The organism is Ichthyenterobacterium magnum (assembly GCF_003610635.1).
Taxonomy (GTDB): Bacteria; Bacteroidota; Bacteroidia; order Flavobacteriales; family Flavobacteriaceae; genus Ichthyenterobacterium; species Ichthyenterobacterium magnum.
Genome location: NZ_RAQJ01000001.1, coordinates 465,138 through 489,438, shown reverse-complemented (window position 1 = coordinate 489,438; position 24,301 = coordinate 465,138). Strand labels below are relative to the sequence as shown.

22 protein-coding genes are annotated in these 24,301 nt (G+C 30.9%); 13 read left to right on the top strand and 9 right to left on the bottom strand.

Translation table 11 applies throughout. From position 1 onward, the window contains the following. Nucleotides 1-11 precede the first annotated feature (11 nt). From BXY80_RS02340 to BXY80_RS02320, 5 genes are all read left to right on the top strand, one after another. Nucleotides 12-1,394 carry a tetratricopeptide repeat protein gene (locus BXY80_RS02340; protein ID WP_120199605.1) on the top strand — a complete coding sequence of 461 codons (1,383 nt, stop codon included), beginning with the start codon at nt 12-14 and terminating at the stop codon, nt 1,392-1,394. Beyond that, on the top strand, nt 1,395-1,946 hold the full coding sequence (gene lptC, locus BXY80_RS02335) for an LPS export ABC transporter periplasmic protein LptC (protein ID WP_120199604.1): 552 nt from the start codon (nt 1,395-1,397) through the stop codon (nt 1,944-1,946). A gap of 33 nt (nt 1,947-1,979) precedes the next feature. Beyond that, nucleotides 1,980-2,171, top strand: coding sequence for a hypothetical protein (locus BXY80_RS02330; protein WP_120199603.1), 192 nt, complete (start codon nt 1,980-1,982; stop codon nt 2,169-2,171). 3 nt (nt 2,172-2,174) lie between these two features. Continuing rightward, nucleotides 2,175-3,464 (top strand): hemolysin family protein, encoded by a 1,290-nt coding sequence (locus BXY80_RS02325; RefSeq protein WP_120199602.1) that lies wholly within the window; start codon nt 2,175-2,177, stop codon nt 3,462-3,464. Between the two features lie 97 nt (nt 3,465-3,561). Then, on the top strand, nt 3,562-5,724 hold the full coding sequence (locus BXY80_RS02320) for a peptidylprolyl isomerase (protein ID WP_120199601.1): 2,163 nt from the start codon (nt 3,562-3,564) through the stop codon (nt 5,722-5,724). 49 nt (nt 5,725-5,773) lie between these two features. Here the strand turns inward: BXY80_RS02320 and BXY80_RS02315 are convergent, their stop codons facing one another. Together BXY80_RS02315 and BXY80_RS02310 are read right to left on the bottom strand one after the other, a co-directional pair. Further along, nucleotides 5,774-6,709 carry a GYDIA family GHMP kinase gene (locus tag BXY80_RS02315; RefSeq protein WP_120199600.1) on the bottom strand — a complete coding sequence of 312 codons (936 nt, stop codon included), beginning with the start codon at nt 6,707-6,709 and terminating at the stop codon, nt 5,774-5,776. Beyond that, nucleotides 6,710-8,029: a hydroxymethylglutaryl-CoA reductase, degradative gene (locus BXY80_RS02310; RefSeq protein WP_120199599.1), complete on the bottom strand. Its 1,320-nt coding sequence runs from the start codon at nt 8,027-8,029 to the stop codon at nt 6,710-6,712. A 242-nt stretch (nt 8,030-8,271) separates the two neighbouring features. Between BXY80_RS02310 and BXY80_RS02305 the strand changes: the two genes are divergently transcribed. The 3 genes from BXY80_RS02305 to BXY80_RS02295 all read left to right on the top strand — a co-directional run bounded on the left by BXY80_RS02305 (nt 8,272) and on the right by BXY80_RS02295 (nt 12,308). Continuing rightward, nucleotides 8,272-9,831: a peptide MFS transporter gene (locus BXY80_RS02305; protein ID WP_120199598.1), complete on the top strand. Its 1,560-nt coding sequence runs from the start codon at nt 8,272-8,274 to the stop codon at nt 9,829-9,831. Nucleotides 9,832-9,888: 57 nt separating this feature from the next. Continuing rightward, the gene (locus BXY80_RS02300) at nt 9,889-11,673 is read left to right on the top strand and encodes a peptide MFS transporter (RefSeq protein WP_120199597.1); all 1,785 of its coding nucleotides are present in this window, start codon (nt 9,889-9,891) and stop codon (nt 11,671-11,673) included. A gap of 86 nt (nt 11,674-11,759) precedes the next feature. Then, nucleotides 11,760-12,308, top strand: a complete 549-nt coding sequence (locus tag BXY80_RS02295; protein WP_120199596.1) for a thioredoxin family protein — start codon at nt 11,760-11,762, stop codon at nt 12,306-12,308. A 5-nt stretch (nt 12,309-12,313) separates the two neighbouring features. Here the strand turns inward: BXY80_RS02295 and BXY80_RS02290 are convergent, their stop codons facing one another. The 5 genes from BXY80_RS02290 to surE form a co-directional block, all read right to left on the bottom strand. Beyond that, nucleotides 12,314-14,344 carry a ComEC/Rec2 family competence protein gene (locus BXY80_RS02290; RefSeq protein WP_120199595.1) on the bottom strand — a complete coding sequence of 677 codons (2,031 nt, stop codon included), beginning with the start codon at nt 14,342-14,344 and terminating at the stop codon, nt 12,314-12,316. Between the two features lie 211 nt (nt 14,345-14,555). Further along, a complete protein-coding gene (locus tag BXY80_RS02285) occupies nt 14,556-15,068 on the bottom strand; it encodes a C40 family peptidase (protein ID WP_120199594.1) in 513 nt (170 codons plus the stop codon). Between the two features lie 3 nt (nt 15,069-15,071). Next, nucleotides 15,072-16,190: a lipid-A-disaccharide synthase gene (gene lpxB / locus BXY80_RS02280; protein ID WP_120199593.1), complete on the bottom strand. Its 1,119-nt coding sequence runs from the start codon at nt 16,188-16,190 to the stop codon at nt 15,072-15,074. Nucleotides 16,191-16,279: 89 nt separating this feature from the next. Next, on the bottom strand, nt 16,280-16,564 hold the full coding sequence (locus tag BXY80_RS02275) for a hypothetical protein (RefSeq protein WP_120199592.1): 285 nt from the start codon (nt 16,562-16,564) through the stop codon (nt 16,280-16,282). Further along, nucleotides 16,557-17,333: a 5'/3'-nucleotidase SurE gene (surE, locus tag BXY80_RS02270; protein WP_120199591.1), complete on the bottom strand. Its 777-nt coding sequence runs from the start codon at nt 17,331-17,333 to the stop codon at nt 16,557-16,559. The genes BXY80_RS02275 and surE overlap by 8 nt, the downstream gene beginning before the upstream one ends. A 267-nt stretch (nt 17,334-17,600) precedes the next feature. On the opposite strand from surE, the gene BXY80_RS02265 reads away from it, so the two are divergent. Together BXY80_RS02265 and BXY80_RS02260 are read left to right on the top strand one after the other, a co-directional pair. Then, nucleotides 17,601-19,724: a carboxy terminal-processing peptidase gene (locus tag BXY80_RS02265; RefSeq protein ID WP_120200328.1), complete on the top strand. Its 2,124-nt coding sequence runs from the start codon at nt 17,601-17,603 to the stop codon at nt 19,722-19,724. Nucleotides 19,725-19,729: 5 nt separating this feature from the next. Beyond that, entirely contained in the window at nt 19,730-20,824 is a 1,095-nt protein-coding gene (locus BXY80_RS02260) for an ABC transporter permease (protein WP_120199590.1), read from the top strand. Here the strand turns inward: BXY80_RS02260 and yihA are convergent. Beyond that, on the bottom strand, nt 20,821-21,438 hold the full coding sequence (gene yihA / locus BXY80_RS02255) for a ribosome biogenesis GTP-binding protein YihA/YsxC (RefSeq protein ID WP_120199589.1): 618 nt from the start codon (nt 21,436-21,438) through the stop codon (nt 20,821-20,823). The two genes, BXY80_RS02260 and yihA, sit on opposite strands and share 4 nt — an antisense overlap. A 51-nt stretch (nt 21,439-21,489) precedes the next feature. After that, on the bottom strand, nt 21,490-22,254 hold the full coding sequence (locus BXY80_RS02250; protein ID WP_120199588.1) for an alpha/beta fold hydrolase: 765 nt from the start codon (nt 22,252-22,254) through the stop codon (nt 21,490-21,492). A gap of 352 nt (nt 22,255-22,606) precedes the next feature. Here BXY80_RS02250 and mraZ point away from each other — a divergent pair, with 352 nt between their 5' ends. From mraZ to BXY80_RS02235, 3 genes are read left to right on the top strand one after another with little or no spacing between them, the layout of a single operon-like run. Next, entirely contained in the window at nt 22,607-23,077 is a 471-nt protein-coding gene (mraZ, locus tag BXY80_RS02245) for a division/cell wall cluster transcriptional repressor MraZ (protein ID WP_120199587.1), read from the top strand. After that, a complete protein-coding gene (gene rsmH, locus BXY80_RS02240; RefSeq protein WP_120199586.1) occupies nt 23,052-23,960 on the top strand; it encodes a 16S rRNA (cytosine(1402)-N(4))-methyltransferase RsmH in 909 nt (302 codons plus the stop codon). Before mraZ ends, rsmH begins: the two co-directional genes overlap by 26 nt. Then, complete coding sequence (locus BXY80_RS02235; RefSeq protein ID WP_120199585.1) at nt 23,957-24,274, top strand: FtsL-like putative cell division protein; 318 nt, start codon at nt 23,957-23,959, stop codon at nt 24,272-24,274. The genes rsmH and BXY80_RS02235 overlap by 4 nt, the downstream gene beginning before the upstream one ends. The last annotated feature ends 27 nt before the right edge of the window (nt 24,275-24,301 follow it).

Sequence of the window (24,301 nt, the reverse complement as noted above, 5' to 3'; positions counted from 1 at the left end):
ATTAAAACAAAATGAAGACTAGAATTACATTAATATTAGCAGCTCTGTTTTTTGTAACAAACATTAGTTTTGCGCAGCAAGATGAAGAGTGCATGAATAACCTTACTATTTTTACAGATGCTGTAAAAAGTAAGAAATATGATGATGCTTATGAACCATGGATGGCTGTTAGAAAAAAATGCCCAAAATTTAATTATGCAATTTATGCTTATGGCGAAAAGATATTAAAGCATAAAATTAAAAACTCAAACGGAGCAGAGAAAGTTGATTTTATAAATGACTTAATGAACGTATGGGATGAAGGAACACAATATTTTTCTAGCAAATATAAGTTAGGTGAAGTTTTGTCAGATAAAGGCTTGTTAATGTATGATAATCAAAAAGAATTAGGTCTTACAGATAAACAAGTTTACGAAGCTTTTCATAAAGCATATACAGATGATCTTAAAAACTTTACTAGCGCAAAAGGGTTATATGTATACTTTACTAAAGTTGTAGATATGTTTAAAGCTGGTCAAGCACCAATACAAGATGTATTTAATAAGTATGATGATGTATCTGATAAGTTAGAAGATGAAACTAAAAATTTCACTCAAAAGTTAAATAAGTTAGTTGCTAAAGAAGATGCCGAGCAAACGTTAACTAAAAAAGAAGTAAAGTATAAAAAATACTACCAAGATAACTTAGTAGCCTATGATAAAATTTCTGGAAGTATAGATACCTACTTAGGTCAATTAGCAAATTGTGAAAATTTAATCCCATTATACAAAAAGGATTTTCCAACCTATAAAAACGATGCAGTTTGGTTAAAAAGAGCTGTAAGTAGAATGTATAACAAAGAATGTACTGACGATCCATTATACATTGAGTTGGTAAAAGCATATGACGCAACAGCACCATCAGCAGATACAAAATACTTTGTTGCTACAATATTATTTAAACAAGGAAAAGATAAAGAAGCTGGAGACTACTTAAAACAGTCTTATGAGTTAGAGTCTGATACTTTTAAAAAGGCTAGATTAGCAGAAAGAATTGGGAACAGTTTTAAATCTAAAGGAAGCTATGGTCAAGCTAGAATATATTATAACAATGCGTTAAAGCTTAATCCTTCAAACGGAAGACCACATATAAAAATAGCTGAAATGTATGCTAAAAGTGCAAATAACTGTGGGTCTACTACTTTTAATAAAAGAGCCGTATATTGGTTAGCAGCTCAAGAAGCTCGTAAAGCAGGTAGAGTTGATGCAAGTTTAAAATCAACATCTTCTAAAGCTGCAGCTGCTTACGAAGGTAGAGCGCCATCTAAAAGTGAAATATTCACTGCAGGTAATGCAGGACAAACAATTAAGATTGGATGCTGGATACAAAGAAGCGTGAAAGTTCCAAATATCTAAATGAGAATAAAACATACATATATAATCATAGCTACAGTTTTTACTGTGGCTATGTTTTTTTCATGTAAAAATAATTTTAAAGAAGTTCAGCAAGTTGGTGTGCTTCAAAATAAGCCAATAGGTGAAGCAAAGCATATTAATTTAAAGTATACAGATTCAGGTATTGTAAAAGCAAATTTATTAAGCCCTAAAATGCTAGATTTCTCTAACAGAAATTTTTCGTTTTCAGAGTTTCCAGATGGAGTTCATCTAATTCTTTATGATGAAAATAACAATGAAAATGTAGTTGTTTCAGATTATGCAATTGTATACACTCAAACAGATTTAATTGACCTGCAAGGAAATGTTATACTTGCAACTCATACTAATGATACGCTTTTTGCTGACCAGTTGTACTATGATCAAAGAAGAGAGTGGCTTTTTACCAATGAGTCTGCATTTTTTAAGTCGGCAAGCGGTAGCATTGGTCAGGGTAATATTTTTGATTCAGACACTAAATTTGAAAATTATTTAATTTTAGAAGGAAGTGGCGTTAGTTATATAGACGAATAATTATTTACCTTTGTAGTATATAAACAATTACACATGAAGTTACTTCAGTTTTTCCAATATGCTTATTTGTTTTTTGCAGTATTATTTATTTACGATGGTATAACTGCCTTAGGAGATGGCACAAATAGAGCATATGTTTCATTTTTACTTGCTGCTTTGGCTATTTTTATGTTTTTCTTTAGAAAACGTTTTAGAAAAAAAATAGAAGATAGAAACAAACAGTAAATCATGGATTTTAGTTTTGTTATTATCATTATCATGCTACTTTTGTCAGCATTTTTTTCGGGTATGGAGATCGCTTATGTATCTTCTAACAAAATTCACATCGAACTCGAAAAAAAGCAAGATGATTTTCTTTCAAAAATATTAACAAAACTTACAGCAAAACCTTCAAAATTTATTGCTACAATGCTAATTGGTAATAATATAGCATTGGTTGTATATGGGTTTTTAATGGGAGATTTGTTGGTTGATTGGTTTCAGTCGTTACTACCAACACAGTATCTGTTTTTAAACTATCTGCTTACAGATTTAAGTTTGCTAACGCAAACATTAATTTCAACATTTATAATACTTATTACTGCTGAGTTTTTGCCTAAAGTGTTTTTTCAAATTTATGCAAATTACATTTTAAAGATTTTTGCATTTCCTGCGTACATTTTTTATATAGTATTTTGGTTTTTGTCCTCATTTGTTATTTGGATATCAGACAAAGTTTTAAAACAATTTTTTAAAACAGAAGGTGATAATGTTCAGTTAGCTATGACAAAAGTTGAGCTTGGGAATTATATTAGCGAGCAAATGGAGTCTGTAGAAGAACATGATGAAATTGATAGCGAAATTCAAATTTTTCAGAACGCACTAGAGTTTTCAGATGTAAAGGCTAGAGAAGTTATGGTGCCTAGAACAGAAATTGTAGCTCTCGAAGTTAATAACTCAATTAAAAACATAAGTACACTTTTCACATCAACTGGGATGTCCAAAATATTGGTTTATAAAGAGTCTATTGATGATATATTGGGATATGTACACTCCTTTGAGTTGTTTAAAAAGCCAAAATCTATTAAGTCAATAACCTTACCTGTTGTTTTTGTGCCAGAAACTATGTTGATTAAAGATGTTTTAAACATCCTTACAAAAAAACGTAAAAGTATAGCTGTAGTTATTGATGAGTATGGTGGTACTGCTGGCATTATGACTGTTGAAGATATTGTTGAAGAGTTGTTTGGTGAAATTGAAGATGAGCATGATACTATTGAGTTAATTGAAGACGTTATAGATGAGTCAAACTACAAGTTTTCTGCTAGATTAGATGTAGATTATTTAAATGAAACGTTTAAACTAAATCTTCCTGAAAGTGAAAACTATGAAACTTTAGGCGGATTAATTGTACACCAAACACAAGAAATCCCACAATTAAATGATGTTGTTACTATTGAAAACTTTGTGTTTACAATTTTAGAGGTGTCTTCAACAAAAATAGATGTAGTATCGCTCAAAGTCTTAGAAGAGAGTTAAAACGCTATAACGCTAATAAAATCTGTTGTTCTCCTTTTATTATTTAATAGAAAATGGTATTTTCGCGCACTTATATTAGATAAAATTATACAAAAACATGGCAGTTTTAAATAAAATTAGAAAACAATCTTTAGTGCTTATAGCTGTAATTGCAATGGCATTATTTTCTTTTGTACTTGCAGATTTATTCAAAAATACAGATGCCTTAACTGGTGGCTCGCAAGATGTAGTAGCAACTATTAATGGTACAGATATTAATAGAGAAGGCTTTATGAATAGAGTTGAGGCTATACAAAGACAACTTGGTCCTAATGCAACATCTACTCAAGCAATGAATAGAGTTTATGACCAAGAAGTTAGAAAAGCTGTGTTGCAAACACAAATTGAAGCGTTAGGATTAAGTATTGAGAAAGATCAAATGAGAGATTTGTTAAAACAAAATTTTTCTTCATATCCTGAGTTTTTAAATGAAGCTGGTATTTTTGATGAAAACAAACTTACTGAGTTTATTGCTAATTTAAAAAGTATTCAAAATACTAACATTAATAGAGCACCTTTAGGTAATTTTCAAATTAACTATAACGAATGGGTAAATAATGAACAGTCTATAGCAGCAAGAGCTTTAGAGCAAGAGTATTATAGTATGGTTAAAGCTGGACTCAATAATACTTTAGCTGAGGCAGAAGTTGATTATATGTTAGAGAACTCAACTATAGATTTAAAATTTGCTTATGTGCCTTATACTTCAATTGCAGATAGTTTAGTTGATGTTACTAAAGCAGATATCACAAAATTTATTAGCAATAATAAATCAAAATACGAAGTAGATGCTTCAAGAGATATTGCTTTTGTTGAGTTTAAAGAAGTTGCTAGTGTTGATGATGAAAATGATATTAAAACTGAATTATTAGATTTATTAGTAGGTAAAACAGATAATACTACAACTACAGAAGTAGATGAAACAGTAGTAGGTTTTAAAGATGTTGCAAATGCTGAAGAGTTTGTGAATTTAAATTCTGATGAAAAATTTGTAGATGAATTTGTATTTAAATCTTCATTGCCAAAAACTGCTGCTGATAGTCTTTACAACCTTAATGTTGGAGGTGTTTATGGACCTTATAAAGATGCAGACTTTTTTAAAATATCAAGAGTTGTTGCTAACAAGCAAATGCCAGATTCAGTAAAAGTAAGACACATATTAATTTCTCATGTAGGCGCAAGTAGTGCAAAACCAGAAGTAGTGCAAACTGAAGCAGAAGCTAAGAAAACAGCAGATAGTGTTTTAGCAATTGTTAGAGCTAACCCATCAAAGTTTCCTGAATTAGTAACTGCATTATCATCTGACCAAGGAAGTGTAAATAAAGGCGGAGAATATGATTTTCATCCAAAAACTCAAATGGTAAAACCATTTAGTGATTTTGAGTTTAATAATAAAGTAGGAGATATAGATGTTGTGAAAACAGTTTTTGGTTTTCATATTATAGAAATATTAGATCAAAAGAATTTTTCTAAAGCAATAAAAGTTGCAACTATAGCTCGTAAAATTGAGCCGTCAGAAAAAACTATAGATCAAGTATTTAATACAGCTTCAAAATTTGAATTGGCATTACAAAAAGAAGATTTTCAAGATATTGCTAAAGAGCGTGATTTAGAAGTTAAACCTGTAAATAATGTAAAGATATTAGACGAAACCATGCCAGGATTAGGAAGTCAAAGACCAATAATACGTTGGGCTTTTGAAGACGGAACTAAAGTTGGTGATTATAAGCGTTTCTCAATTCCTTCTGGAGGATATGTTATTGTTCAATTAGTTAAGATTAATAAAGAAGGTTTAATGAGTGTAGAAAATGCATCAGCATCTGCACTAACAGAAATAAGAAACGAGAAAAAAGCTAAATTAATAAGAGAAAAAATCTCTGCAACAACTGTAGATGAGTTTTCTAAAAACCAAAGTGTAGGTTCTAATATTGCTTCTGCAGTTAACATGAAAAATCCAACATTGTCTGGAGCTGGAAAAGAGCCTTTAGTTGTTGGTACTGCTTTTGGATTAAAGGAAGGTGATACATCTCAATTAATTAATGGTACAAAAGGTGTATTTATTGTTGAGGTTACTAAAGTAAACGAAGTAGCAGGTTTAGATAACTATCAAGCTATTGCAAATAGGTTAAGTGCTGCACGAGCTGCATCTGCCCAAACTAAAATATTTAATGCGCTTAAAGAGGCTGCAGATATTGAAGATAATAGAGCAAATTTTTATTAATCTGCTTAAAAAATACAAAATAAAAAAGCTTCACAATTGTGAGGCTTTTTTAATTTAGTACCATATCATTATAATTAATAATAGTAGTGAAACCTTTAGCTTTAAAATAGTTAGTAGGATTTTCTTTTGATGCTACTAAAATAAAATCGCCACCCCAAGCACCAAGGCTTTTAATACAGCCTTTAAAGTCATTAAAAAGCGCATCTTTAATTGTAGGTTGTTTTATAATATTAGAAATAAGTTGCTCGTGTTGAGAAATTAGTAGATTGAATGCTTTTAAAGATTGACAAGTAATTATTTTTTTAGTAATAGTACTTATAGCTGAGATATCTTCTGAAAGATTAGCTGTGTTAGTTTTGTATTGAGCAATACCATCTCTACTATTTTGTTTTTTATTTAAATACACAAAGTATAAGTGGTCTTTAAATTTTGGTTTAAATTCAACAGAAGATATTTCTCTTGAGTTATTGTGTAATTGATACGTTATTGGAGAGTTGTTATTTGCACAAGCTATATCATAACCACTTCCTCCAAAAGTAAGTTCTAATAATTTAAAAGCATCAACTTTAGCCCAATTCGCAATGTTGTTTATTAGTGTTGAAGATGTGCCAAGTCCCCAGTTTTTAGGAAAGCCTAATGAGGTTGTTACTATATAGCCATTAGCACTGTTTAAAAACTTAGGGTTAAGTTTTTGAGCAGAACTCAATATTTGTAACAAGCGTTCAGCAACAGGATTGTTATCTTTAGTTTTTGCGCTGAGCGTAGTCGAAGCTTGATTTATAATCTTATTATCTTGTAACTCAAATTCAGCTTCAAACCAAGGTATATTGTGTTCGTCAAAGCTGTTCCAAATTAGTTTTGGGTCATTAATAACTTCAATATTTAAAGCTTGCCCAAATTTAGTAGGTACAGCCAGAGATAATGCACCATCAAGAACTACATATTCTCCAGTTAGTAATAATTTTCCGTTACTATAAAACTTCATTTATTTTCTTAGCTTTTCTATAGCTTCAACAACTGCACTATGTGTTACTGTATTCGTTTTAAAGTGTTCTATAAGTGTAGATTTTTCGTTGTCGTTAGCATTACATTGATTTAAAATGTTCATTAAATGCATTTTCATGTGTCCTTCTTGAATACCAGTAGTAGTTAACGAGCGAAGTGCGGCAAAGTTTTGTGCCAAACCTGCTACCGCAACAATTTGCATGAGTTCCTTGGCAGAAGGTTTGCCAAGTAGTTCTAAAGCTAATTTAACTAATGGATGTAATCCAGTTAATCCACCAACAGTTCCTAAAGCTAATGGTATTTCCATCCAAAATGTAAAAACCCCATTTTCAACTTTAGCATGCGTTAAGCTGCTGTAACTTCCATTGCGCGATGCGTAAGCATGTACACCAGCTTCAATAGCTCTAAAATCGTTTCCTGTAGCTAAAACAACAGCGTCAATACCATTCATGATACCTTTATTGTGAGTTACAGCTCTATAAGGTTCAATTTCAGCGATATTAACTGCTTGAATAAATTTTGTTGCAAATTCTTCAGGAGAAACCGAGTCATTTTCAGTTAAGTCTTCAACCTTGCAATTTACTTCTGCTCTTACTAAACAATCTGGAACATAATTAGAGAGAATACTCATCACTATTTCTATATGCTTTTCTTCAACAGAAAATAAATTGAAATTAGATGCTTCGTTTTTAAAAGTTTTTGCAAACTGTTCTAAACATGAGTTTATAAAGTTTGCTCCCATTGCATCTAAGGTTTCAAAAGTAGCGTGTAACTGGTAATAACCATTAATGCTTTGGGTTTTATCTCGTAATTCTATATCTAAAATTCCACCACCACGAGCTTCCATGTTTTTGGTAATGGATGTAGTGTCTTCAATTAATTTAGGTTTAACCGAGTTGAAAAACTCTTGAAGCTTGTTAAAATCATCACCATGATACATAAAATGAACTTGACCAATTTTTGTGGTAGAAATCACTTTGGTTTTAAAACCGCCACGATCAAACCAGAATTTTGCAGCTTTACTAGCTGCTGCTACAACTGAGCTTTCTTCAATTGCCATTGGTATGGTATAAGGTTTTCCATTAATTAAAAAATTTGGAGCTACACCTAAAGGCAAATAGTAGTTGGTGATGGTGTTTTCTATAAACTCATCATGAAGTTGTTGGAGTTTTTTGTCATTGTTCCAATATTGTTCTAATATAGTTTTTGCGGCTTCTTTATTAGAAAAATAGGTATTAACTATCCAATCAATTTTTTTAGATTTTGAAAGTTTAGAAAAACCACTAATAGTTTTAGTCATCAGCTTGAAATTAAGTACACAAAGATACTATTCTTGCTACTAAAATTTTATTACTTATTCATTATTGCGTATTTAACTGTTAATAGTTAGTGTTTTTTGCATAATTTTTAGTAAACTTGGCTTTATTTTGTCAAAAAAATAACCTTATAGGAAAATAAATTTTAAGCCTAGCATAATTTTTGATAGTGTTTAAGGTTTATAAGACAAAATGAATAATAAATACTAACTAACACTAAATTTTTATGTCAACTACAGCATTAAAACCACATCAAAAAGAACTTTTTGGTCAACCAATCGGGCTATATATTTTATTCCTTACAGAAATGTGGGAACGTTTTTCTTATTATGGAATGCGAGCACTCCTTGTACTTTATATGACAACATCTACATTAGGTGACGATGAAAGAGGTGCTGGTTTAGGTTGGACAAGTAAAGAGGCTTTAGCACTTTATGGCTGGTATACTATGCTGGTTTATGTAATGTCTATTCCTGGCGGTATGATAGCTGATAAACTTATTGGTCAGAAAAAAGCAGTTCTTTGGGGAGCAATTATATTATGCTTAGGACATGGTGTTTTAGTGATGACTGATATTTGGGCATTTTACACAGGTTTAGGGCTTGTAATTCTAGGAGTTGGATTGTTAAAACCAAATATTTCTACCATGGTAGGAGGTTTGTATAAAGAAGGAGATATACGTCGAGACAAAGGCTTCAGTATTTTTTATATAGGAATCAATTTAGGGTCTTTATTAGCAACTATGATTGTTGGTTTAGTGGTTGCAAAATGGGGTTGGCATGCTGGTTTTGGTCTTGCTGGTATTGTGATGCTTTTAGGTTTAATTAATTACTTAATAGGTCAGAAATACTTAACACAAGTTGGAAATTTTGTACCACCTAAAAAGGATGATCCTAATGAAATATCTTATGGACAACTTTATTCTAAATTGTTTAAGTCGCCATTACAATTAACGTTTACAGTTATTTTATTATTAATCTCAGTTTATGGATGGTATACTTTAGAATGGGGTTACGGACTCTTGTTTGTGTTTTTAACAGCAGTTATTTCTTTATTAATGATGATTTATAAAGAATTAGAGACTCAAGTATATAAAGACCGATTTATGGTATTACTACTGTCTTTTATTATGGTTATTGTGTTTTGGGGAGCTTTTGAGCAAGCTGGAGGACTAATGAATTTATACACAGAATCAAAAGTAGATAGAGTTTTATTTGGATGGGAAATACCAACTGTAATGTTTCAAAGTTTAAATGCTGGATTTATAATTTTGTTTGCAACACTTATCGCTTCAATTTGGGCGAAACGAAAATTAAAAGGAAAAGAAGGCTCTTCTATATTTAAAATGGCTGTGGGTATCATTATTATGGGATTCGGATTCCTTTTTATGGTATTTGCAGCCATGGAGTTTGAAAAATCTGGAACATCAAGCATGATTTGGCTAGTATTGGCTTATCTTTTCCATACTATTGGAGAACTTTGTTTATCACCAGTAGCATTATCATTTATTACTAAATTAACGCCTGTAAAATATGCCTCGCTAATGATGGGTGTTTATTTTGCTGCGACAGGATTAGGAAGTAAAGTAGCTGGTATTGTAGGAGAATCTGCTTCAGATTTTGGTGAATATGCTATATTTTTAGGAATCTTAATTTTTACAGTTGTTATTGGAACCATTTTTATTTTGATATTAAAACCATTAAAGCGATTAACACATGGTGCTGAAGATAATGAACGTGTAATGCATACTGACGAAGCTGAAGGTTTTGAATTAGCAGACAACTAAAAAACTATATAAACCCTCTTTTTGAGGGTTTTCTTCTTATAATTAAACTTTCTTTTTATGAATACAGATATAGAAAATCTATTTAAAGACAAAGTCATTGGGCATCCTGCTGGCTTATTTGTAATCTTCTTTACAGAAATGTGGGAGCGTTTTTCATTTTACGGAATGAAAATCCTTTTAGTACTGTTTTTAACTGCACCTTTTTTAAGTGATAATCCAGGTTGGGAATGGTCTCGTGAAAATGCATTGGCCTTAATTGGAACCTATTCTTCATTGCTCTATTTAACACCAATTGTTGGTGGATGGATTGCAGATAAAATTACAGGCTATAAGTGGGCAGTTATCATTGGCTGTTTTATTATGATGCTTGGTCATGCTGCTATGGTTTTTGAAACAACGTGGTCTTTATATTTAGGTTTAGCATTATTAGTTATTGGTACAGGTTTTTTTAAACCTAACATGACGTCTATGATTTCTGAAATGTATAAAGGAAAGGAATCTAAAAAAGATGGTGCTTATACTATCTATTATATGGGCGTTAATGCTGGTGCATTTTTTGGCATGATGCTTTGCGGTTACTTAGCTGAAAATATTGGATGGAGTTATGGTTTTGGTCTTGCTGGAATTTTTATGCTTGGTGGATTAATTCAGTTTTGGTTAGCTAAAGATTTGTTTGGAAGTATTGGAGAAAAACCATCTAAAGTTCATGAAGTTGAATTGCCTCAAAACATTAATGAAGAGAGTCCAAAAGAGCATAATACAACAGAAGTCACTGAGAAGTTAAACCCATTTACTTCTGTAGATAAAGTATTGATTTTACTATCTTCAATTGGAGGTGTTTTATACTTGTTTAATGATCCAATGTCTAAAATTGGAAATATTAATATGCTAGATTTTACTATTGCAGGTATGGATGGTTCTAATGTGACCATACTTTTGGCTTTAGTATTGTTTTTATATTTAATAATTACAAGAATTGGTAGATATTCTAAAATAGTAAGAGATAAAATTATAGCAGTTTCTATTTTCGGAATTTTCACTGTGTTCTTTTTTGCTGCATTTGAGCAATCCTTAGGGTCGATGACTTTATTTGCAAGAGATTATACAGATCGCTTACTTACAGGGTCATCTGCAACGATATTTAAAGTTATAGATACTATACTTACTATTGTGCCTTTAGCAATTATAACTTGGGTATTGTTCTTATTATTTAAAAAGACATTTTCTAAAATAGCAGCTTCAAATATTGTGTTAGCGCTTACATTTGTATTTCTTTGGTTTGTAGTTGGGTATAAAATTATGAATGAATTTAGTAAAGATGCTACTGAAGTTGGTGCATCTTGGTTTGGGATTTTAAATTCGTTCTTCATTATTACATTGGCACCATTATTTTCTAAATGGTGGGAAAGTAAATATAATCCGAGTGTAGGTATGAAATACGGATTCGGACTCATGCTTTTAGGACTTGGGTTTGGAATCTTAGTTTTTGGAACAATGGGAATACCTCAAGGAGCTAAAACAGCCTCTGTGAGTATGATTTTCTTAATTCTAGCATATTTATTTCACACTATGGGAGAGTTATGTATTTCGCCAGTTGGTCTATCATACTTAAGTAAATTAGTTCCTGGTAGAATGATAGGTTTTATGTTTGGCATCTGGTATTTAGCAATTGCTATTGGTCAAAAAGCTGCTGGAAACATGGGTGGAATGATTGATAAAATTTCTGAACAGTACTCGTTAAGTACCTTCTTTTTAATATTTACATTGGTTCCTATTGGAGTTGGCGTTATATCAATATTATTAAATCCCGTGCTTAAAAAGTTAATGCATGGTGTAAAATAACGAGTAAATCGTTAAAATAAACGTAAAATGCTCCACACTTGGAGCATTTTTTGTAAGTTAGGAACAGAAATTGCAACAAATTAGACATGAAAAAAATAGCTTATATATTTGTTTTAGCTCTATTAACTTCGGTTAATAGTATGGCTCAAGAGATTAATTGGGTAACCTTCGAGGAGGCTTTAGAGCTTCAAAAGAAAAAGCCTAAAAAGATAATGATGGATGTTTATACCAATTGGTGTGGACCTTGTAAAATGCTTGATAAAAATACATTTCATAACAAAGATGTAGTTGAATTTGTAAACAAACATTACTATGCTGTAAAGTTTAATGCAGAAGGCGATTCAACGGTAGTGTATGATGGGAAAGCTTTTAGTAACCCTAATTTTAAACCAGAATTAGTAAATAGAAGAAATAGTGTTCACGAACTTGCGCGTTACTTAAAAGTTAGTGCTTATCCAACAATTGTGTATTTTGATGAAGAAGGAAAAGTTATATTTCCTATAAAAGGCTATCAAAAGCCACAACAAATAGAGTTGTATTTAAAGATGTTTCAAAGTAACGATCACGAAAATATAACAACTCAAGAAGAATTTAATGCTTATTACACTGCTTTTAAACCTGAATTTCAGGAATAATAAAACTAGTTACTTATAATAAAAGCTCCTTTTTTATTAGTTTGATGAAAAGGGAGTTTCTGTTTTATACAAGTTTGTTTCCAACGTTTAACATAAGATTTATAATTGCTACCGTCAGCAATAATATGTTTTGGTTGTAATGAATCAATCATACGTTGTAAATTCAACCTTGGAGAATTACGTAATAAAACATAATGAGGTCTAAACGACCTTGTATTGTAAACTCCTAAACTGTCTATAACTAAAAGTAGTTTGTTGTTAATAGTATAGATTGATTCTATTGAAGATTCATCTACTTCTGATATAAAGTTTCCTGTTTTAAAATTAGAAATAACCTTATCTTTTTGCTTAGCTACACTATCTAAATTGCTGAATATTGATAATTTAGAATTTGTTTTTTGAGCCAACAAGCTATATCTACTCTTATGAAAGACCGTAAACTCATTTGTAGAATTTTGCCTTTTATTATAAATAAAAACACCTTGTAAGGTTAGTATTGAAATTAGGAAGAAACTTAAATGTGAATATGTTCTCTTTGTATAGAACTTTGTTGAAGCAAAAATTAAAAAATAGCTTGCAATTACTAATGGTAAGTTAAATGCGATCTCTTTAAATAAAAACTGTTCTTGTTGAGATATCCAAGCTACGGTTTCATTCATCCAGCTTATAATACTTCCATAAATAGTTGCTAGAATTTCTGGCAGACAATTTAATAGTGCTAAAATAATAATGAAAATACCTAGGCCTAATATTAATCCTAAAAAAGGAATAATGGCAAGATTAGAAACAAAGAATAATCCAGGAAACTGATGAAAATAGTATAGGCTAATTGGAATAACTCCAAATTGAGCGGCTAGTGTAACTGTAAATAGTTTCCAGAAATAATCAACAAGTAATAGTTTAGGTTTACATAATTTATAAAGTAAAGGTTGTATAGATACAATGGCAATTACTGCTAAATAACTCATTTGAAAACCTACATCAAATAAAAACATAGGCTTAAATAGTAGTAAGATTAGTATTGAAATGGCAAGCGTATTATATATGTTAGTTGGTCGTTTTAAATGCATTGCAATAGCTACAACACTAAACATGGTTACAGCTCTGGTAACAGAAGCAGATAAACCAGCTATAATTGCAAAACTCCATAGTAAGATTAAAATAAGAATAACTTTAAACGTCTTACCATTTTTAAACCATTCTATTGGCTTTAATACAAAATTTAAAAGCAATAAAATGATTCCGACATGAAGACCAGAAACGGCTAAAATATGCACAGCTCCTGCATTTGTGTAATTGTTGTAAATATCTTTGCTTATATCTTGACGCTGGCCGAGTAGTAAGGCATTTATAATTGAAAGCTCACTTTCTTTAAAATTATAAGCTTTTAGTTTACTATTTATTTGTGTTCTTAGTGCTTCTGCAAAACCATATATTGTTGTTCTTTGAGATTTAACCTTATAAAGTTTATTGGTTTTAGTTGTTAATTGTTTGTAGATGTATTGTTTCTCTAAATAATTTTTATAATCAAACTGGTTTGGGTTTAATGCGTGATTAATAGGTTTAAATTCTGAAAATGTGAATATAATATCATCAACCTTAAGCGCATTTTGAGTAGAGTCTTTTAAAATGTTTAGCAACGATTTTCCAGAAACAGATTGATTATTAATTTTTAAAACCTCAATTATGTATTTATTATGATAGTTACTTGGTTTAAGCTGTTTTTTTACTTTAAAAGTAACGTGTTGCGATTCTGGGTTTATAGAATTTAAATAATGGTTTTTAAACGTACTTTGATTATGAAGATTATAAACCAAAATACCCAAACTAATTGTTGTTAGAAAAGCACTACTACCAAACCCGATGGTTTTGCGAAACTTGTTTTTTGCTATTAAAAACGAAAAACCTAAAATAGAAATAAGAAAACAAGATACTAAAATTGAAGCCGTAACAGAAACTTTAATCACAGAAGCAATACTAATGCCAATAATTAAGAAAAATGTTAGTTTTATAATTGTGAAATTCAGTAACTTCATAAATGTAAGTTACTAAAAATTAGTGTTATAAGTTAATTTTGGTGTAAGATTATAACTTGTGTCATAATTTATAATTGAGTGTCACCTTGAGCGAAGCCGAAAGGTCTTAAGTGTCTAGTTTCAATAGGTTTCGACTGCGCTCAACCTGACAAAATGTTGATTTTTTATCCTAAATTAGTATAAATAATATGAGCTTATATAAAACTCATGTTTATAAAACTCGTCTGGCTTGCACAAATGCTAAATACCAATAACGCTCAGCTAAAGATGAAGTGATAACACCTTTGCTAGTGGTTGAATGAATAAATTCAACATGTCCAGCTCTAGTTTTTGTAACAATGCCAACGTGATTAACATTTCTACTATTCTTTTTAGTGGCAAAAAATAGTAAATCCCCTTCTTTAACTTTTTTTAAGTCAATCCAGTTTCCTGTTGTAGATAAGTCTCTAGTTGTTCTAGGTAATAATACGTCTTCGCTTTTATAAGAAGTAACAACAAGTCCAGAACAATCCATTCCTTTTTTTGTAGTACCTCCATATTTATATCTAACACCTTCAAAAGTTTTGGCGTAATCAATAATGTTTGTTGTTTTAGAAGAAGACGTGTTTGAGTCTTTTTTTGTAATAACCTTTTTGGTTCGAGGCTTTTTAGATACTGTTTTTTTTGAAGATTTACAGTTGGTAAAACAAATACATAAAAGTAAAAAGTAGGTAATTTTTCGCATGAATTAGATTTGCTTTTCTATTGAATTAAAAATTAGTTTTGCAGTATTATCGCTTGCGCCTTTTCCACCTAATTCTTTTTCTAAATCGTAGTAATCTATAAACAATCTAATACGCTCATTGTCATCAAGAATTTTTTCAAGTTCTTTTTTAAGGCGTTTTGTATTTAAATCACCTTGAATTAATTCGGTAACAACCTCACGATCCATTATTAAGTTTACTAATGATATAAACTTTAATGTGATAATTCGTTTTGCAATTTGATAAGAGATGCTATTGGCTTTGTAGCAAACTACTTGTGGTACTTTAAATAACGCAGCTTCTAAAGTTGCGGTGCCAGATGTTACTAATGCAGCATGTGAAACACTTAATAAGTCGTAAGTTTTATTAGAGATAAATGCAACGTTATCTTGTTTAATAAAAGGTTTGTAAAAACTAAATTCCTGACTAGGTGCTCCAGCAATTACAAATTGATAGGTTTTAAAATCATTAACCAAACTTAGCATTACTCCAAGCATTTTTGTAATTTCTTGTTTCCGACTTCCAGGTAAAAGTGCAATAATAGGTTTATCACTAAGATTATAATCTTTTCTGAAGGTTTTTTCATCTACTTGTTGCCTATCTGATATGGCATCAATTAATGGATGACCAACAAAATGAACATTGTAACCATGTTTTTTATAAAATTCTTTTTCAAAAGGAAGAATTACGTACATAGCATCAACATCGCGTTTTATTTTTTCTACACGACCAGCTCTCGACGCCCAAACCTGTGGTGAAATATAATAATGTGTTTTATAGTCTCTCTCTTTTGCCCACTTTGCAATTCGTAGATTAAATCCAGAATTGTCTATAAATATGATAACATCTGGCTGATAGGCTTCAATATCATTTTTGCAGAAAGTTATTAGACCTAAAATTTTCCGAAGATTAAAAATAACTTCAGCAAAACCCATAAAAGAACGATCTTTATAATGCGTCACTAAAGTGCCATCAACTGCTTGCATTAAATCGCCGCCCCAAAATCTAAATTCAGCATTTACATCTTGTTTCTGTAACGCTTTCATTAAATTGGAACCATGTAAGTCTCCAGAGGCTTCGCCAGCAATGATGTAATATTTCATGTATTTATTTCTGTTGTTTTTAGCGGTCACATGTAACATCTATTTAATCATTTTTTTTAGATGTTAATTTAGTTATGGATGTTTTATAATTAGATTAGCTTCAATATAAATGTGGTAACTGCAACTAAAATAGTCGCTAATAGAACACCACCAGCTCGATAGTCTTTTTTGTTTTTAATAAATATAAAAAAAGCAACTAAATTTATAAGTGCACCAAGGCTAATTAGTTTTGTAAAAAAACCTTCAGCTATTGATTTTTTTATAGTGCTTTCTATACCTTGTCCATTTCCAAAGAAATAAATTGCTAATAATAAACCTATAATATTAGCAATTAAGCCAACAATAAACCCAATAAATATATCTTTTTTATTCATTTAAATCCCATGTGTTTAAATTCTGTATACAATGATGTGCTGTTAAATCAAATTGAATTGGCACCATAGAGATATAGCCTTCGTTTAAAGCCCAGATATCTGTGTCTTCACCTTTGTCTAAATTAACAAATTTACCAGTAAGCCAATAATAGTCTTTACCTTGAGGTGTTTTTCTTTTGTCAAAATTTTCTTTCCAATTTCCTTTTGCTTGCCTACAAATTTTTATGCCTTTAATATCTTTTTTGGCAAGTTTTGGTATGTTTACATTTAAAACAACACCTTCTTGTAAACCTTCAGATAAAACGGTATTCACTATTTTTTTTATATGACTTTTTGAAGCATTAAAATCGGCATTCCAATCAAAATCAAGTAAAGAAAAGCCAATTGCAGGTATACCTTCAATGCCAGCTTCTATGGCAGCACTCATGGTTCCTGAGTAAATAACATTTATAGAGGAGTTGGATCCATGATTAATTCCAGAAACACACAAATCTGGTTTTTTGTCAAGAATTTGATTTATAGCTAGTTTTACACAATCTGCTGGTGTTCCAGAACAACTATATTCTTGTTGAGGACCATCATCAATAATAATTTTTTGAACATGAAGTGTTGAGTTAATTGTAATGGCGTGTCCCATTCCGCTTTGCGGACTATCTGGAGCAACAACTACTACATCTCCAATAGTATTCATAACTTTAATAAGAGCTCGTATTCCTGGAGCGGTTATTCCATCATCATTAGTAATTAAAATAAGAGGTTTTTTGGTCATAAAAAGATGCTTTTTTGAGACTACTAAAATACATAAATTACCCTTGAATTTCCTATAAATACAGCTTTAACAAAAAATTAGTAGCATTAGACTTTATTGGCATGATTTTTTCTTTTACTTTAGTGAAAAATATATGGTATTTACAAATCATATAACCCAAATATGCATAAAATGAGCATGTTAAAGGCGTTTTAATTTTAATAGAATGATTAATCGTAATTACATGTGACCGCTAAAAACAATAATTAAATACACATGAAAGATATTATGAAAAGGAATTATAAAATTTTATTGCTAACACTTTTATTAGCATTTGCATCGTGTAGCTTTACTACAAAGTCTTTTGAAGGTGATGATAAAGACAGGACACTAATTAAAATAGTTACTTATCTACTTAGTGAATTTCATTTTAGTCCTCAAGAGATTAATGACGATTTTTCTAAAGAGGTATTCGATTCGTATTTAAATCAACTCGATCCACTTAAGCGATATTTTTATGCTTCAGATATTAAGGAATTTGAAAAATATAAAACAAAACTAGATGATCAGCTTAAAGCTTACGATGTTACTTTTTTTAATTTAACTCATGACCGTTTGTTAAAAAGAATTGAAGAGTCTAAAGCTATTTATAAAGACGTATTAACTAAACCTTTTGATTTTGATCTTGCTGAAGAATATTCTACAGACTATGAGAATTTAAGTTATGTAACTTCTAAAAAAGAAATGGAAGAGCGTTGGAGAAAGCAATTAAAGTTTTCTACTATTGCTAATTATGATGAGTTAATTACTCAGCAAGAAAATGATGATGAAAACCCAAAAAAGACAAATCAAGAGTTAGAAGTAGAAGCTAGAGAAACAACGTTAAACAGTTTAGATGAATTATTTTTCTATATCGATGGAAGACAACGAAAAGAGTTATTTGCAGTATACCTAAATTCTATTACTAGAGAGTTTGATCCTCATACAACGTATTTAGAGCCAGAAGATAAAGATCGTTTTGAAGTTGCTATGTCTGGTAATTTTGAAGGCATAGGCGCAAGGCTTCAACCAAAAGGTGAAGCAACAATAGTTAACGAAATTATAAGCGGCGGTCCAGCTTGGAGACAAAAAGGCTTAGAAGTTGGTGATCAGATACTAAAGGTAAAACAAGAAGATGAAGATGAGGCTGTTAATATTGTTGGTATGCGTTTAGGTGATGCAATTAAGCATATTAAAGGGCCAAAAGGCACCAATGTAACATTAACACTTAAAAAAGTAGATGGTTCAATTGAGGATATAACAATTACTAGAGATGTCGTGGTAATTGAAGAAACTTATGCAAAATCTTCAATTGTTGAGAAAGACGGAAAAAAGTTTGGCGTAATTAACTTACCAAGCTTTTATTTAAACTTTGAAGACCATAAGAAAAGGAATGCTGCATCCGATATGAAATTAGAGATTGAGCGATTAAAAGAACAAGGCATTGAAGGTATTGTTGTAGATTTAAGAAATAATGGCGGAGGTTCTTTACCAGTTGTGGTTGATTTAGCGGGATTGTTTATAAAAGAAGGACCAATTGTACAAGTTAAAACTACAGGAGAGCCAAAAGAAGTGCTTAAAGATAGAGATCGCTCGATAGTTTGGGATGGGCCATTGGTGATTATGGTAAATGAAAATTCAGCTTCTGCATCAGAAATTCTTGCTGCAGCAATGCAGGATTATAAAAGAGCAGTCGTTATTGGAAGCAAGCAAACTTTTGGTAAAGGAACTGTGCAAACCTATCAAGACCTTAATCGATTTGTAAGAAACAATACTTCTGGAAGTTTAGGCGCTTTTAAGTATACAATACAAAAGTACTATAGAGTTAATGGTGGTTCTGTACAATTAGAAGGTGTTAAAAGTGATGTCGTAGTACCTAATCGTGGAAGCTACTTAAATTTTGGTGAGCGTAATTTCGAAAACCATTTAGCATATGATAAAATTGATGCTGCAGATTATGATGTTTGGGGAAATTACTTTGACTATGATGCTACAATAGCTAGAAGCAATGAAAGAATGACTAATAGCAAACAATTAAAACTAATTGATGATAATGCTAAGTGGATTAAAAAAATGAGAGATCGAGATACCTTTTCTCTTAAGTATGATGATTATAAGTTGGCATTAGAGAAAAATGAAGATGAAGCTAAACGTTTTGATAAAATCTCAGATTATCAATCTAATTTAACCTTTAGTTCTTTACCATATGAATTAAGAATAATGGAACAAGACTCTGCGTTAAAAGATAGACGAGCTAATTGGCATGCAAACCTGAGCAAAGACATTTATATTGAAGAAGCACTTAATGTACTTAATGATATAAAAATGACATATGCCATTAAAACTAAGGTGGCTACTACAGTTAAAGAATAAATTAAATGAGTAAAACTAATAACTCGTTAACACAATTAGCGCTTCAAAAGTTTAAAAAAAACTTTTGGGGCGTTTTAAGTTTGTGGTTAATTGTAATTATTGGTTTGATATCGGTTTTAGCATATATAATTGCTCCAGATAATTCTCAAAATGCTAATCAGATGCATTTGTCTATTCATTCTAAAAGTCCAGGATTTAAAGTAAAAATGTTAGAAATACCTTCTCAGATTAATAAGGAGCAATCATTTTTTAACCGTATTTTTTATGGTGTTAAAAACACAAATACAGAGATTCCTATAACAAATTTTAGTGTAAAAGATGATAAGTTAATGTATGCTGAATATGCTTCTGATGGACTTCTTGGTGTTGAAAAAGAGATTGATTTAAAATTGTTTCCTAATAAAGAATATAAAGATTTTATAAATGAAAAAACATTTCTTTTTGGAACCGATAAATATGGAAGAGATTATTTAAGTAGAATTTTAATTGGGTCTAGAATCTCTTTTTTTATTGGCTTTATTGCTGTTCTAATCTCTTTACTTATTGGAATTTCTATGGGAAGTATAGCAGGTTATTATGGAGGTAAAATAGACGCATTTATTATGTGGATTATTAATGTCACATGGTCAATACCAACCTTACTTTTAGTCATAGCTATTACATTGGCATTAGGTAAAGGGTTTTGGCAAGTATTTATTGCAGTAGGTCTTACAATGTGGGTTGAGGTTGCTAGAGTTGTAAGAGGTCAGATTATTAGTGTTAAAGAAATGCAGTACGTTACAGCAGCTCGTGCTTTAGGATTTAAAGATTATCGCATTATAGTAAAACATATTTTACCAAATATTATGGGGCCTTTAATAGTGATATCTGCAGCTAACTTTGCAGCTGCTATATTAATTGAAAGTGGTTTAAGTTTTTTGGGTATTGGCGCACAGCCACCAATGGCTAGTTGGGGAGCAATGATTAAAGATCATTATAACTACATAATTCTTGGTAAGCCTTATTTAGCAATGATTCCTGGTTTGTGTATTATGATTTTAGTAATGGCTTTTATGTTAATAGGTAATTCGCTTAGAGATGCTTTAGATGTAAAAAACTAAACTTGTGACTGTGCCAAGTTAAATTGAATATTTGTCTCGTCAATATATTGTAAAATCTCATCTCTACCTATAGATTTTGAAGACGACGTAATAAAATGCTGAGGCATTTCTTCCCAAGTGTTAAGCATTATTTTTTCGTAGTCTTTAACATTTCTTTCTATAGCTTTTGGTTTTAATTTATCAGCTTTAGTAAAAACGATAGAAAAAGGAATTTGATGCTCTCCCATCCAGTGCATAAATTCTAAGTCTATTTTTTGGGGCTCGTGTCTTATGTCAACTAAAACAAAGGCTGAAACCAATTGCTGACGCTTCTCAAAATAATTAGTAATAAATTTCTGAAATTTTTTCTTAGCAGTCTTAGAAACTCTTGCGTAACCATAGCCTGGTAAATCAACTAAAAACCAATTTTTATTAATTGTAAAATGATTTATAAGTTGTGTTTTCCCTGGTCTTCCAGAAGTTTTTGCTAAGTTTTTATGATTAGTAATCATGTTGATTAATGAAGATTTGCCAACATTACTTCGGCCAATAAACGCATATTCTGGGAGTATATCTTTAGGACATTTGTCGACCTCAGAATTACTTATTATAAATTCAGCAGTTTTAATTTTCATATGTATTTACTATAAAAATGAGCCCAATTTTAATTTAAACAAATACTATAATTATAAGTTTCTTTTAGTTAACCAATTATTAAGAATTGTATTAAACTCATCAGGATGTTCCATCATGGCTGCATGCCCACACTTATCAATCCAAAATAAATCAGAATCTGGTAAGAGCTCGTTAAACTCTGTTGCAACTTCTGGAGGTGTAACATTGTCATTCTTTCCCCAAATAATGCACGAAGGTGTTTTCATTTTAGGTAAATCTTTTGCCATATTATGTCTAATGGCACTTTTTGCAATAGCTAGTGTTTTAATTAACTTATTCCTGTCGTTTACAGTTTCGTAAACTTCATCAACAATTTCTTTAGTTGCAACATCTGGGTCATAAAAAACATCTTGAGCTTTTTTCTTTATAACTTCATAATCACTGCGCTTAGTGTAACCGCTACCCATAGCACTTTCATATAACCCTGAACTACCTGTAATTATAAGTGCTTTTACTTTTTCTGGATATAACTTAGTGTGATATAAACCTATGTGACCACCAAGAGAATTGCCTAACAAAATAACTTCGTCAAATCCTTTAAACTCAATAAAATCATGTAGGTATTTTGCAAAACTTTTAACATTGGTTTTAATTAATGACATTGTGTAAATAGGTAACTCAGGAATGATAATTTTGTATCCTTTGTCGCTAAAAAAATTGGTTACTGCATCAAAATTACTTAATCCTCCCATTAATCCATGCAAAACGATTATTGGAGTGCCTTCTCCTACCTCAATATAATTGTAATTTTTTTCTTTTTTTAAAAGGTGCTTCATGTACTAGTTAGTCAATATCATTTAAAACAAATATAGGTAATTCATCTGATAATTAATTTGTTTTTTTATTACCATTCTAACGCTTCAAATAAATATTTAGTTTTTGTATCCGCTTCAATTTCAAAACTATTTACTAATAGTTTGTTCACAATTTTGATTTACAAATAGGCGAGTTCTTTTGAGATTGTAACGGTTTGATTTTAAAATGATTGACGCTAATTTATGATAAAACTAGAAACAGATTTTTTGACATAAATAAAAATTTATTAACAAAAGTGGAGTAAAGTGGTAAGATGTGGGAATTTTTTCAATATATTTGATTCTTAATCGTTAGTCTTATAAAACAATCATTTTGAACGCTTTAATAGGAACATATGAATGCAAAGTAGATGCCAAAGGCAGGCTATTGCTTCCGGCTGCAATAAAAAAGCAGTTGTCTCCAGTATTGCAAAATGGGTTTGTTTTAAAGCGTGCTGTATTTCAGCCTTGTTTAGAATTGTATCCTATGTCAGAATGGGGCTTGTTAATGCAAAAAATAAACAAGCTAAATAAATTTAAGAAAAAGAATAATGATTTTATTAGGCGTTTTACTGCGGGAGTGAAAATGATAGAGATTGATAGTGCTGGGCGTTTATTAATTCCGAGAGACTTAGTGACTTTCTCTGGAATAACAAAAGATATTGTGGTCTCTTCGGCCATAAATATTATTGAAATTTGGGATAAAGATAGGTACGAAAAAGCTATTGATGATGCAACAGGAGACTTTGCAGATTTAGCTGAAGAAGTTATGGGACAAGATGATGGCGACCATGAAATATCATAACCCAGTTTTATTAAAAGAAACAGTTGAGGGTTTAAATATTAAACCTAGCGGAATTTATGTTGATGTCACTTTTGGAGGCGGTGGTCATAGTAGAGAGATTTTAAAACATCTTGATGAAAACGGAAAACTGTTTGCTTTTGATCAAGATCAAGATGCGCTTTTAAATACTATAGATGACGATAGGTTTACACTAATTAACGAGAATTTTCAATACGTTAAACGTTTTTTGAGATTTCATGGTGTAAAACAGGTTGATGGTATTCTTGCAGATTTTGGAGTGTCATCTCATCAGTTTGATGTTGCTGAGCGTGGGTTTTCAACGCGATTCGAAGCAAGTTTAGATATGCGAATGAATCAAGAAAGCACATTATCGGCATATCATGTGGTTAATGAATATGAAGAAGAACAAATTCGTCAAGTACTTTGGCAATATGGAGAGTTGAGGCAAGCACCAGCAATGGCAAGAGTTATAGTTGAGGCGCGTCATGATGAAGATATAAAAACTAGTGATCAGCTCAAAAGTGTTTTAAAACGCTTTTTACAACACAAAAAAGAGAATAAAGTTTTAGCTCAGATTTATCAAGCTATACGTATTGAGGTTAATCAGGAGATTGAAGTTTTAAAAAAGTTATTAATACAAACACCAGAAGTATTAAAAGAAGGTGGTCGTTTAAGTTTTATCTCATACCATTCGTTAGAAGATCGTTTGGTAAAACGTTTTATAAGAAACGGAATGTTTGAAGGAGAACCAGAGAGAGATGTGTTTGGTAATTACGAAGTTCCGTTAAAAAAAGTTGGAGGTTTAATTGTGCCAACGCAAGAAGAAATAAAGCAAAACAATAGAGCAAGAAGTGCAAAGCTTAGAATTGCTGAAAAACTATGAAAAAAAACATCTATAGCATATTAAAAGGGAAATTTTTAATCAGCGATGATTCTTTTAAAAACTGGAGAGTTATCATTTTTATTTCTGGTTTGGCTATAGTTATGATTGCAAGCTCACATAGCGCAGATAAAAAAGTGCATGAAATTGCACGTTTAGGTGATGAAGTTAAAGAATGGCGTTCGGCATTTGTTGACGGACGAAAAGAATTGATGCAACTCAAAATGGAATCATCAATTATTAAAAAAGTAGCAGATAAAGGCATAAAAATATCAGAGAATCCTCCTGTGAAAATTAAAGTAACCTCTCAAAATTAAAAGTGGCAACAAAAGAAAACAACATAT

Bases quoted from the DNA above. Each gene is read 5' to 3' on its own strand.
- BXY80_RS02340 (WP_120199605.1), top strand. From the start codon at position 12: ATGAAGACTAGAATTACATTAATATTAGCAGCTCTGTTTTTTGTAACA.
- lptC (WP_120199604.1), top strand. From the start codon at position 1,395: ATGAGAATAAAACATACATATATAATCATAGCTACAGTTTTTACTGTG.
- BXY80_RS02330 (WP_120199603.1), top strand. From the start codon at position 1,980: ATGAAGTTACTTCAGTTTTTCCAATATGCTTATTTGTTTTTTGCAGTA.
- BXY80_RS02325 (WP_120199602.1), top strand. From the start codon at position 2,175: ATGGATTTTAGTTTTGTTATTATCATTATCATGCTACTTTTGTCAGCA.
- BXY80_RS02320 (WP_120199601.1), top strand. From the start codon at position 3,562: ATGGCAGTTTTAAATAAAATTAGAAAACAATCTTTAGTGCTTATAGCT.
- BXY80_RS02315 (WP_120199600.1), bottom strand. From the start codon at position 6,709: ATGAAGTTTTATAGTAACGGAAAATTATTACTAACTGGAGAATATGTA.
- BXY80_RS02310 (WP_120199599.1), bottom strand. From the start codon at position 8,029: ATGACTAAAACTATTAGTGGTTTTTCTAAACTTTCAAAATCTAAAAAA.
- BXY80_RS02305 (WP_120199598.1), top strand. From the start codon at position 8,272: ATGTCAACTACAGCATTAAAACCACATCAAAAAGAACTTTTTGGTCAA.
- BXY80_RS02300 (WP_120199597.1), top strand. From the start codon at position 9,889: ATGAATACAGATATAGAAAATCTATTTAAAGACAAAGTCATTGGGCAT.
- BXY80_RS02295 (WP_120199596.1), top strand. From the start codon at position 11,760: ATGAAAAAAATAGCTTATATATTTGTTTTAGCTCTATTAACTTCGGTT.
- BXY80_RS02290 (WP_120199595.1), bottom strand. From the start codon at position 14,344: ATGAAGTTACTGAATTTCACAATTATAAAACTAACATTTTTCTTAATT.
- BXY80_RS02285 (WP_120199594.1), bottom strand. From the start codon at position 15,068: ATGCGAAAAATTACCTACTTTTTACTTTTATGTATTTGTTTTACCAAC.
- lpxB (WP_120199593.1), bottom strand. From the start codon at position 16,190: ATGAAATATTACATCATTGCTGGCGAAGCCTCTGGAGACTTACATGGT.
- BXY80_RS02275 (WP_120199592.1), bottom strand. From the start codon at position 16,564: ATGAATAAAAAAGATATATTTATTGGGTTTATTGTTGGCTTAATTGCT.
- surE (WP_120199591.1), bottom strand. From the start codon at position 17,333: ATGACCAAAAAACCTCTTATTTTAATTACTAATGATGATGGAATAACC.
- BXY80_RS02265 (WP_120200328.1), top strand. From the start codon at position 17,601: ATGAAAAGGAATTATAAAATTTTATTGCTAACACTTTTATTAGCATTT.
- BXY80_RS02260 (WP_120199590.1), top strand. From the start codon at position 19,730: ATGAGTAAAACTAATAACTCGTTAACACAATTAGCGCTTCAAAAGTTT.
- yihA (WP_120199589.1), bottom strand. From the start codon at position 21,438: ATGAAAATTAAAACTGCTGAATTTATAATAAGTAATTCTGAGGTCGAC.
- BXY80_RS02250 (WP_120199588.1), bottom strand. From the start codon at position 22,254: ATGAAGCACCTTTTAAAAAAAGAAAAAAATTACAATTATATTGAGGTA.
- rsmH (WP_120199586.1), top strand. From the start codon at position 23,052: ATGATGGCGACCATGAAATATCATAACCCAGTTTTATTAAAAGAAACA.
- BXY80_RS02235 (WP_120199585.1), top strand. From the start codon at position 23,957: ATGAAAAAAAACATCTATAGCATATTAAAAGGGAAATTTTTAATCAGC.